The following is a 10,987-nucleotide window of genomic DNA, read 5'->3' as shown; positions in this document are numbered from 1 at the left end:
TATACTCATTTTAGCATTCCTAAGTTCAATTACTCCGCTCACTTTGCTTATGCATATATCAACACTCTGCTAAAACAGAGCCTTAAATTTAATTTGCAATCTTTTTAATTTATTTTAAACTAATTATTTATTTGATAAATAGGTTTATCAAAACTCCACCATATTTTAATATTACTGGTGCAAATACTACTGAAACTATTGTCATAAGTTTTATTAAAATATTCATAGATGGGCCAGAAGTATCTTTAAATGGATCTCCAACTGTATCTCCAACAACACCTGCTTTATGAGCATCACTGCCTTTTCCACCATGTACTCCACTTTCAATGTATTTCTTAGCATTATCCCATGCTCCACCAGCATTTGCCATCATAATTGCTAGCATAACGCCTGTAACTACGCCACCACCAATTAGACCTGCAAGAGCTTCTGTTCCTAATAATATCCCAACTAATAATGGTACTAATATAGCTAGTAATCCTGGAACAATCATTTCTTTTAATGCTGCATTGGTTGATATTTCAACACATTTTGAATAGTCAGGTTTTTGTGTTCCTTTTAATATTCTATCATCTTCTCTAAATTGTCTTCTTACTTCTTCAACCATTTGAGTTGCAGCTTTTCCTACAGATTCCATAGTTAATGCACCAAAAAGAAATGGCAACATACCACCAATTAAAACACCTACCAATGTCAATGGATTAAGTAAATTTATAGTTTCTAGATTTACTATTTGTGAATATGATGCGAAAAGTGCTAATGCTGTAAGTGCAGCTGAACCTATAGCAAAGCCTTTACCTATAGCTGCTGTTGTATTACCAACAGAATCTAATTTATCAGTTATTTCTCTAATACTTTCGTCTAATTCACACATTTCTGCTATTCCACCAGCATTATCTGCTATTGGGCCATATGCATCAACTGCAACAGTTATAGCTGTTGTTGAAAGCATTCCTACAGCTGATAAAGCTATACCATATAATCCTAACGCAGTATCTTTTGCTCCACCTATTGCAAAAAATGATATTATTATGCCTATAACAATTAGTAATATAGGTATAACTGTTGATCTCATTCCAACTGATAATCCTGCTATAATATTTGTTGCAGCACCTGTTTCTGACTCATTTGCAATGAATTTAACTGACTTGTAATCAGCAGAAGTATAATATTCAGTAATTTTACCAATTAGTAGCCCTACAAGTAATCCAGCTATTACAGGTAAGAAAATTTTGTAGTTTCCAAGTAAAGATTTACAAGCTATAAATCCTACTATTAATACTATTACACCTGAAATTGTACTACCTAAATTTAAAGCTTTTTGTGGATTGTCTCCTTTATATGATTTTACAAATATAATTCCTATCAATGATGCCAAGATGCCTATTGACGATAAAACTAAAGGAAAAATTACTATTTCTTTTCCCCATGCACTAACCAATACAGCACCTAGTGTTATTGCAGATATAATTGAACCAACATAAGATTCAAACAAATCTGCGCCCATACCTGCAACGTCGCCAACATTATCACCAACATTATCAGCTATAACCGCTGGGTTTCTTGGATCATCTTCTGGAATGCCAGCTTCAACTTTACCAACTAAATCTGCTCCGACATCAGCTGCTTTGGTATAAATCCCACCACCAACTCTTGCAAATAAAGCAATAGAGGATGCACCTAATCCAAATCCAGTTATATACTCTACATTTAAATCAAATACAATTGAAAAAATACTTAATCCAATTATACCTAGTCCTACTACACATAATCCCATTACTGTTCCACCTGAAAAAGCAACTGATAGTGCTTCTTTTATTCCTGATTTCGCAGCTTCAGCTGTTCTAACATTAGATTTTACAGCTATTCTCATGCCAATATAACCTGCTATAATTGAAAATAGTGCACCAACAACAAATGCTATTGCTGTTTTATAATTTAAAAATACTAGTATAGCAATAGCAACTACTACTATAAACACACATAAGTAAGAATATTCTTTTCTTAAAAAAGCCATTGCGCCTTCTTCAATGTAACCAGAAATTTCAATCATTTTTTCATTTCCAGGGCTTTTTTTCAAGATATCCTTTGCTAAAAAAATGACAACAATAAGAGCAATAAAACCAGCAATTAATGAAACGTATAATAGATTCATACATTTCCTCCTTATATTTTATTGGTTTTCGTATATCATTTATTCTTATGTATAATTTTTGTATTTCATGACAACAAAATAATTTTATTTGTCTATTTAGTATACATTATTATATTATATGTCTATTAGTACAAAATCTTAGTTTCATATTTTATTTAAGTAAAGAACTCTTAATTTTAAGTTAAGCCTTTAGCATATAGACTTTTAGATTTTAAATATCTTATATTTTACTATACATAAAAAATCATTAAGGCTACTTTATCACAATTCCTTTTACATATTTTATATTGGTATTCTTTAATGTAATTATTTTTATTTTAATCTATGTTTATATATATGCAATAGGTTAAATATCATTGCAATTTAACTTTTGCAATTCTTAATCATATATTGTTATATTTACTGATTTTATAATTTTCTAAAAAAATAAAAGTAAGGACTACTTCTCATTAAGTAGTCCTTACTTTTATTTCATAAAGTTTAATATTAATGTATTAAGTGCAAATAATGCTGTAAAAATCCAAGTTAATCTTACAAGCATTACTTCCTTAGTTCTTGCTTTATTTTTTGAAAAGAATGTATCTTTTGATCCACCTTGTATTAATCCACTTAAAGCATCAGCTTTACTAGGTTGCATAAATATAGTTACTACTATTAATAAACCTAATAGTACTTCTACACCCATTAACATACTTCGCATAGGTAATCCCTCCTATATAGTTAACTCGTTACAAATAATATATCTATTAAAATTGTAACATAACATTTATTTTATTACAACTTTTTATTAATGTAAAGCTTCTAAATTTATACAGAATAAATCTTTTCAAATCCAAATTTCTAATATATAAATAATACTTAATTCCTGTTGGTATTGCCATTATTTGAATTAACATCTTCTAGAAATTATAAAACTAAAAAACAGCTACAAATTGCAGCTGTTTTTTAGTTTTGTTAGATGCTATATATCTTATTTCGTTTTATAAATTTATTTTTTTATATTAAAAAATGCTTTTCTTCCTCTATATTCGGCTACATCTTCTAACTCTTCTTCTATTCTTAACAATTGATTGTATTTTGCAACTCTTTCAGATCTAGCTGGTGCACCTGTTTTTATTTGACCTGCATTAACTGCAACAACTAAATCAGCAATTGTTGTATCTTCTGTTTCTCCTGATCTATGAGAGATAACAGCAGTATATCCTGCTCTATTAGCCATTTCTATTGCATTTAAAGTTTCAGTTAAAGTACCAATTTGATTTAACTTTATAAGAATTGAATTACCTGCACCAAGCTCTATTCCCTTTTCTAATCTTTCAGTGTTAGTAACAAATAAATCATCACCTACTAATTGAACTTTCTTTCCTAGTCTTTCAGTTAATAATTTCCATCCATCCCAATCTTCTTCTGCCATACCATCTTCAATTGAGATTATTGGATATTTATTTACCCAATCTTCAAAGAAGTCAACCATTTCAGCTGATGTTAATGTTTTTCCTTCATTTTCTAATACATATTTTCCATCTTTATAATATTCAGATGATGCTGCATCTATTGCAATAAATATATCTTCGCCTGCTTTATATCCTGCTTTTGTTATTGCTTCTATGATTACATCAATAGCTTCTGCATTTGATTTTAAGTTAGGTGCAAATCCACCTTCATCACCAAGACCAGTAGCATATCCTTTATCTTTAAGAGTGTTCTTTAATGTATGATATACTTCAGCACACATTCTTAATGCCTCACTAAAACTTGTCGCTCCTACTGGCATAATCATAAATTCTTGCAAATCTACTGAATTATCAGCATGAGATCCTCCATTTATTATGTTCATCATAGGTACTGGTAGTACTTTTGCATTTACACCACCAACATATTTATATAAAGATAATCCTAATGCATTAGCAGCAGCATTTGCAACAGCTAATGACACTCCTAAAATTGCATTAGCACCTAATTTTCCTTTATTATTAGTTCCATCTAATTCTATAAGCATTTTATCTATATATGGTTGATCAAATACATTACAACCTACTAAAGCTTCAGCAATTGTTTCGTTAACATTTTGTACTGCGGTTAATACACCCTTACCTAAGTAGTTAGCTTTATCTCCATCTCTTAGTTCTACAGCTTCATACATACCAGTTGAAGCACCTGATGGTACAGCAGCTCTTCCCATTGTTCCATCTTCAAGATATACCTCTACTTCTACAGTTGGAAAACATCTTGAGTCTAATATTTGTCTTGCAACAACGTCTATTATTTCTAAGTAATCGTTCATTTAATTACCCTCCTTTGAATTATATAAAGTTATTTGATAATGTTTATCAATATCATTTTAATATATAAAACATAAAATGAAAAGATTTTTTTTAATTACCTTAATATTATTGCTAATATTCAACCCTAATATTCAAAAAACATTTTTAAATATTTTTTGCACTAATCTATGTTTTAAGATGTGTTAATATATTAAATTACTCTATTCACTTTGCTTATGCATATATCAACATCCTTCTAAAATACAACCTTATATTTTAAAGTTTATTTTGGTACATATAGGAGTTATAAGTCATAATTTGTTAGTAAATAATATTATAGGAGCTTGTATCTATATGATTACATTATCAGCTATTCACTGGGTCTACTTAGTATTTATAGGATTAATCTTACTGTCTGTTATACTAAAAAAAGATATTTCAATTATATGTATAATAGGAATATTAGTAATAGCATTTATGATTAAATTTTCCATTTCAGAATCTATTATGTCTGTTTTCAATGGTTTTCTTTATGCAATCAAAGAATTACTTCCTATAATACTCATAATTTCCGTAATTACTGCTCTTAGTAATCTTCTTTCTGTAACTGGAATAAATGAAGTTATGATTTCTCCTTTAGCTAAATTAATAAAAAATAAAGTATTAGCGTATTGGATTATTGGTATTTCAATGATGATAATTTCATGGTTTTTCTGGCCTTCTCCAGCCGTAGCACTAATTGGAGCTATTTTAGTTCCAGTAGCAGCAAAAGCAGGCTTACCTAAATTAGGTGCTGCAATTGCTATGAATATATTTGGACATGGTATTGCTTTATCAAGTGATATCATAATACAAGGTGCTCCAAAAATAACTTGTGACGCTGCTGGCATAGCTATTAATGAGTTTATGCCATCAATAATAATTCTAGAGTTAGTTATGGGATTTACTACAAGTATTTTAGCTTTTTATTTTATAATGAAAGATATTAAAAATAATAACCTTAATTCAATAAGTGATAGTACAGATTTAGAAACGGATTTTAAAGAGGATTTTAAAGATAATATATCTAATTGGAAGAAAAGATTTTTAGCTTTTCTAGTGTTATTTTCTTATGCACTGGATGTTACTTTTATGTTTTTACTATCTATTAAAGGTGAGAATGCAACTTCATTAATTGGTGGAACCACTTTATTTTTATTACTTATAATCTTTTTAAGTATATTTAAAGATATAAAAAAAACTCAACTAACATCTTACTTAATAGATGGTTTTCAGTTTGCATTTAAAGTTTTTGGTGCTGTAATTCCTATTGCTACATTTTTTTATTTGGGTGGTAGTGGTTTTGAACAAATTATAGGACATTCCTTATCTAATAACTCTCAAGGAATAATTAATGATTTAGGTGTTGCTCTTTCCAATGCTGTTCCTTTAAATAAAATCATTGCAACATTTACCGTTTCTGGTGTTGGAATATTAACTGGATTAGATGGTTCCGGTTTCTCTGGTCTCTCCCTTGTTGGTTCATCAACTAGGTTATTCTCTTCATCTCTAGCGCTAAACTCATCTCCATTAGCAGCTTTAGGTCAAATCTGTACAATTTGGATTGGTGGTGGAACTTTAATACCCTGGGCATTAATTCCTGTTGCTGCCGTCTGTAAAGTATCCCCATTTGAGCTAGCAAGAAAAAACTTTCTTCCTGTTACAATAGGATTAATTACAACTGTGCTGTTTGCTTTAATTTTTCTAATCTAAAAATAAGACTATGTTTTAAAATAAAAATTACCGTTAATCTAAATGATTATATTATCAGTTAGATTAACGGCTTTAATTTTTTTATTTTTCATTGTCAAAATACCTGTCGAATTTAATGCTCCATTGATTTGCTTTGTTTTTATCTATTTCCTTAATGCCCTCAAGAAATTCATCTAAAACACCAATTCTTTTTAGTCCTTTCATTAAGTGTCTTGGATAATCTACTTTTCTAGAATATGCTTTTTTAGGATCAATTATCATTAGCTTTTCATCTTCAGATACAAATATATCCTTACATCTAGTATCAAGTTTAGTAAATTTAAGTTTTTTAAACTCTGTTAACAAATTATATATCTTTTTTATTAATTTTTTACTTAAACCATTTTTCTTAATATAGTAATCTAATCTTTCTCCATCAACTATTTCTCTTACTACATATAGTTTACCTCTTTTATAAAGTCTAGGAAAATATTTTGAACCATTTGTTCTATACAATATACCTCCCTCATCCTTACATACTTTTTGTGTCAAGAAAATTTTTACCACTTTATTTCCTGGTAATTCATAAACTATTCCGTTATTTCCTTGACCAAGATATTTCCCTTCTTTAAATAATTTTTCTGTCTTTTCATCAAAATCAGCAGAATAAGCAAAATTTCTTTTCATTTCATCAACCCTAAGCCTTTTTTATAAATATATTATATAAATTCTAACTTTATGCAAATAAAAAAATCTCTCTCAACTAAAAAAGCTTTCTATAATCAGGTTTTATCATATTTAATAGTAAAAATTTTCTATAATTTTATGTACAAAAAAGAGCTTAATAAGTTATACTTACTAAACTCTTTTAAAAATCATTTATTATTTAGTTGTTACTAAATTTTTCCCTGTCATTTCAGCAGGAACTTCTAGTCCTAATTGATTTAGCATTGTTGGAGCTATATCTGCTAGCTTACCATCTTTTATAGTTTTTCCTTCTGTGTTATTTGCAACCCAAACAAAAGGTACTGGATCTATTGTATGAGCTGTAAATGGATTTCCTGTTGAGAAGTCTATCATAGTTTCAGCATTACCGTGGTCAGCTGTTATGAATAAACATCCATCTTTTTCTAACATTTTGTTAGCAATTTTTCCTAAGCATTCATCAACAGATTCTATAGCTTTAACAGCTGCTGGAATAACCCCTGTATGTCCAACCATATCTGGATTTGCAAAGTTTAAAATTACCATATCATATTTATCTGAATCTAATCTATTTAATAACTCATCAGTTACTTCGTATGCACTCATTTCTGGTTTTAAATCATATGTAGCAACTTTAGGTGATGGAATAACAACTCTTTCTTCACCTGGATTTTCTTTTTCAACTCCACCGTTAAAGAAGAATGTAACATGAGCGTATTTTTCAGTCTCAGCAATTCTCAATTGATTTAATCCTTTTGAACTTACATATTCTCCAAGAGTATTAGCTAAAGTTTGAGGCTTATAAGCTACTTCAACACCTTCTAAAGTCTTGTCATATTGAGTCATTGTTACAAAAGTAAGATTTAAAGTTTCTCTCTTAAATCCATCAAATACTTTATCATTAATAGCTCTAGTTATTTCTCTTGCTCTATCTGGTCTAAAGTTAAAGAATATAACTGAATCTCCATTTTTTATTGTTGCTGTTGGAACTCCATTTTCTAAAACTACTGTTGGTAAAACAAATTCATCAGTTTTATTATCATGGTAAGATTTTTCCATTGCTTCTACTGCACTATTAGCAGTTTCACCTTTACCTAATACTAATGCATTATAAGCAAGTTCTACTCTTTCCCATCTGTTGTCTCTATCCATAGCATAATATCTACCACTTATAGTAGCTATTTTACCTACGCCAACTTCAGCCATCATAGCTTCAGTTTTTTCTACAAATTCTTTACCTGATGATGGTGCAACGTCTCTACCATCCATAAATGCATGAACATATACATTTTGAATCCCTTCTTTTTTAGCGAATTCTAAAAGGCCTCTTAAATGTTCTATGTGTGAATGTACTCCACCATCTGATAACAATCCCATTAAATGTAATGTAGAATTATTATTTTTAGCATTAGCCATAGCTTTCATTAAAGATTCATTTTCAAAGAAATCTCCATCTTTAATAGCTTTAGTAATTCTAGTTAATTCTTGATATACTATTCTACCAGAACCAATATTTAAATGACCTACTTCTGAATTTCCCATTTGTCCTTCTGGTAATCCAACTTCTAATCCACTTGCTTGTAATTGTGATGCTGGATAATTTTTTACTAATCTATCAAAATTAGGTTTTTTAGCTAAGCTTACAGCATTTCCTTCAGATTTTGGTGCTATTCCAAAACCATCTAATATCATTAACATAACCGGTCTTTTTGACATATTCCTATCCCTCCAGATTTATTATTAAAATATCATAATATACTAATATTATCTTTTATTCTCTATATTTTTAACCATTTTAATTATATTATTTTTTTAGATGTATTGCAACTTATAAAACTGTGAAGATTATATCTCCTTTAATGTATATCCTCAATAATATATATACTAAATTCTTTATGTAAAAGTTGAATTCATTATGTTTTATTTAAAATCTAATTTTTTGTACAAGGCAAAAAGAGTCAAGTCTAAAAACAAATCTTAAAACCCATTTTAGATTTAACTCTATTCTATTAATCTATTAATACTATAAACTGCCATAATACTTAGTTACGATATCATTCCAATTTTCTAATATACAATCTGTAATTTCAGGATCATACATTACTCCTCTATTTGTTAAAATTTCTTTAAAACATTCTTTATCACTTATTAAATCTCTATATGGTCTATTGCTCTTCATCGCATCTATAGAATCACAAATTGCTATTATTCTAGATCCTAATGGTATTTCATTTTTCTTTAAACCCTTAGGATACCCCTTTCCATCCCATCGTTCATGATGATGTAATACTATATAAGATATATTTTTCAAGCTCTTTGCTTTACTCAAAATTTTATACCCTATTTCAGGGTGTTTTTTCATCATTTGCCACTCTTCAAAATCTAATCTACCTTTTTTATTTAAAACATTATCTGAAACTCCTATCTTTCCTATATCATGCAAATGAGCAGCTATATGATACATTTCTAAAGTTTCCTCTGACAAATTCAAATGCTGACATAATTTATATGTCATATCACTTACTCTTGTAGAATGCCCGGATGTATATAAGTCTCGAGCTTCTAATGCTGCAACCATGCTCTCTATTATGTCATGATATATTATACCTTCATTTATTATTGACATTTTTATTACCTCTTTATTTAAATTTAACATGTTAATATTTACTAATATATTATCATATTATTCTTGTGTATTAAATAATTATTTTGATAATCATTATCATTTTTATTTAACATTTATATAACATTGTTTTATTATTTCAATAAATATTTTTTAAAAATTTATCTTACTTAATAAAATTTTTGCTATTTTTTGATTATTAATTATGTCTACTGTATAATATAGATCGATAAGGAATAATTGTTTTTTCTTGTTGAATTTTACAAAAATTAAATAAAAGGGAGCTTTTTTTATATGAAAAATACTAACTTATCTAATGTAAAGTTAACGGATGTAATAAATGTAGATACACTTCAAAAAATTTTAGATGCATTTTCAGATACTACTGGAATTTCAACAGTAGCTGTTGATCTTGACGGTCCTGTTACGAAAATGACTAAACCATCAAGGTTTTGTATGAATCTAACCCGCGGTACTTCTGAAGGGTTAAAAAGATGTAATGAATGTGATATTAAAGGTGGACTTAAATCTGGAAAATCAAAAAAAACTACTGTTTATTATTGTCATGCTGGATTAATGGATTTTGCTGCTCCAATTTTAATAGGAAATATTCAAATTGGTTCTTTAGTTGGTGGTCAAGTTTTGCCTCAAGCCCCTAAAGAAGATAAAATTAGAATAGTAGCAAAAGAAATAGGAATTAACGAAGATGAGTATATTGATGCAGTTAGAGAAATAAGAGTTCTTTCAAAAGAATCAATTGAAGCTGCTGCGAATTTACTTTTTATAATAGCTAATACTCTTTCAGATGTTGGATATCAAAAATATATAGGTAAGGATTTAACTAAAAAATTATTTGAAGTTTCTCATAATATATACGAAAGAATCACTGAAGTTGAAAGTTATGTGAATAAAGTCAATGAAATAAATAGTAATCTAGTAAATAGGTTTAACACATTAATTACTTCAGCTAATATTTCTGCTGATCAAGTAGAAGAAATTGATCAAGTTGCAAAATACATAAATAATGTTTCTTCACAGACTAATTTATTAGGACTTAATGCTTCAATAGAAGCTTCTAGAGCTAAAGAATTTGGTGCTGGATTTGGTGTTATTGCACAAGAAATAAGAAAATTATCTAATATGAATAGTGAACAATCTAAAAAAATAGGCACTGTTCTTCATAGTGTAAAAGACTCTATTTTTAATATGAGTGAGCAAATTCAGGATACTAACGAAAATGTTAATGAAAATGTTGAAGCTTTAAATCAAATTATTAATTCCATTTTCGAGCTTCATAAAGATGCAGAACTTCTTGAAACTTTTGGAAATAAACTATCCGATTTAAATAATAAGTAATAATCTATTTGAACACAAAATTTCATAAATTATTATAGAATTTCTAAATGTACATAATTTCTTAAAAATAGGCTATGTTTTAAGTGAATGTTGATATTTTAGTATAAGGGCGAACTGGCGTTGGAATTTGCTTTTTAGAACTCTTAATGAAGA

8 protein-coding genes are annotated in these 10,987 nt (G+C 28.5%); 2 read left to right on the top strand and 6 right to left on the bottom strand.

What is annotated here, in order from left to right:
* Nucleotides 1-127 precede the first annotated feature (127 nt).
* The 3 genes from RGC78_RS15235 to eno form a co-directional block, all read right to left on the bottom strand.
* Nucleotides 128-2,155 carry a sodium-translocating pyrophosphatase gene (locus RGC78_RS15235; protein WP_252211961.1) on the bottom strand — a complete coding sequence of 676 codons (2,028 nt, stop codon included), beginning with the start codon at nucleotides 2,153-2,155 and terminating at the stop codon, nucleotides 128-130.
* A gap of 466 nt (nucleotides 2,156-2,621) precedes the next feature.
* On the bottom strand, nucleotides 2,622-2,855 hold the full coding sequence (gene secG, locus RGC78_RS15230; protein ID WP_252211960.1) for a preprotein translocase subunit SecG: 234 nt from the start codon (nucleotides 2,853-2,855) through the stop codon (nucleotides 2,622-2,624).
* Nucleotides 2,856-3,143: 288 nt separating this feature from the next.
* Nucleotides 3,144-4,439 carry a phosphopyruvate hydratase gene (gene eno / locus RGC78_RS15225; RefSeq protein WP_252211958.1) on the bottom strand — a complete coding sequence of 432 codons (1,296 nt, stop codon included), beginning with the start codon at nucleotides 4,437-4,439 and terminating at the stop codon, nucleotides 3,144-3,146.
* Between the two features lie 334 nt (nucleotides 4,440-4,773).
* Between eno and RGC78_RS15220 the strand changes: the two genes are divergently transcribed.
* Nucleotides 4,774-6,171, top strand: a complete 1,398-nt coding sequence (locus RGC78_RS15220; protein WP_252225550.1) for a hypothetical protein — start codon at nucleotides 4,774-4,776, stop codon at nucleotides 6,169-6,171.
* Between the two features lie 81 nt (nucleotides 6,172-6,252).
* Here the strand turns inward: RGC78_RS15220 and RGC78_RS15215 are convergent, their stop codons facing one another.
* From RGC78_RS15215 to RGC78_RS15205, 3 genes are all read right to left on the bottom strand, one after another.
* Entirely contained in the window at nucleotides 6,253-6,837 is a 585-nt protein-coding gene (locus RGC78_RS15215; RefSeq protein WP_252211955.1) for a protein kinase, read from the bottom strand.
* A gap of 195 nt (nucleotides 6,838-7,032) precedes the next feature.
* Nucleotides 7,033-8,571: a 2,3-bisphosphoglycerate-independent phosphoglycerate mutase gene (gpmI, locus tag RGC78_RS15210; protein WP_252211953.1), complete on the bottom strand. Its 1,539-nt coding sequence runs from the start codon at nucleotides 8,569-8,571 to the stop codon at nucleotides 7,033-7,035.
* A 307-nt stretch (nucleotides 8,572-8,878) separates the two neighbouring features.
* On the bottom strand, nucleotides 8,879-9,481 hold the full coding sequence (locus RGC78_RS15205) for an HD-GYP domain-containing protein (RefSeq protein WP_252211951.1): 603 nt from the start codon (nucleotides 9,479-9,481) through the stop codon (nucleotides 8,879-8,881).
* 291 nt (nucleotides 9,482-9,772) lie between these two features.
* On the opposite strand from RGC78_RS15205, the gene RGC78_RS15200 reads away from it, so the two are divergent.
* Nucleotides 9,773-10,834, top strand: coding sequence for a PocR ligand-binding domain-containing protein (locus tag RGC78_RS15200; protein WP_252211949.1), 1,062 nt, complete (start codon nucleotides 9,773-9,775; stop codon nucleotides 10,832-10,834).
* Nucleotides 10,835-10,987 lie beyond the last annotated feature (153 nt).

The sequence above is a fragment of the Clostridium aquiflavi genome (genome assembly GCF_031344075.1).
GTDB classification, from domain to species: domain Bacteria; phylum Bacillota; class Clostridia; order Clostridiales; family Clostridiaceae; genus Clostridium; species Clostridium aquiflavi.
The sequence above is the reverse complement of the archived record's forward strand: the minus strand, read 5'-3'. Positions and strand labels throughout refer to the sequence as shown.

Coding starts and splice junctions, on each gene's coding strand:
- gpmI (WP_252211953.1), bottom strand. CDS start 8,571: ATGTCAAAAAGACCGGTTATGTTAATGATATTAGATGGTTTTGGAATA.
- RGC78_RS15235 (WP_252211961.1), bottom strand. CDS start 2,155: ATGAATCTATTATACGTTTCATTAATTGCTGGTTTTATTGCTCTTATT.
- eno (WP_252211958.1), bottom strand. CDS start 4,439: ATGAACGATTACTTAGAAATAATAGACGTTGTTGCAAGACAAATATTA.
- RGC78_RS15200 (WP_252211949.1), top strand. CDS start 9,773: ATGAAAAATACTAACTTATCTAATGTAAAGTTAACGGATGTAATAAAT.
- secG (WP_252211960.1), bottom strand. CDS start 2,855: ATGCGAAGTATGTTAATGGGTGTAGAAGTACTATTAGGTTTATTAATA.
- RGC78_RS15220 (WP_252225550.1), top strand. CDS start 4,774: ATGATTACATTATCAGCTATTCACTGGGTCTACTTAGTATTTATAGGA.
- RGC78_RS15215 (WP_252211955.1), bottom strand. CDS start 6,837: ATGAAAAGAAATTTTGCTTATTCTGCTGATTTTGATGAAAAGACAGAA.
- RGC78_RS15205 (WP_252211951.1), bottom strand. CDS start 9,481: ATGTCAATAATAAATGAAGGTATAATATATCATGACATAATAGAGAGC.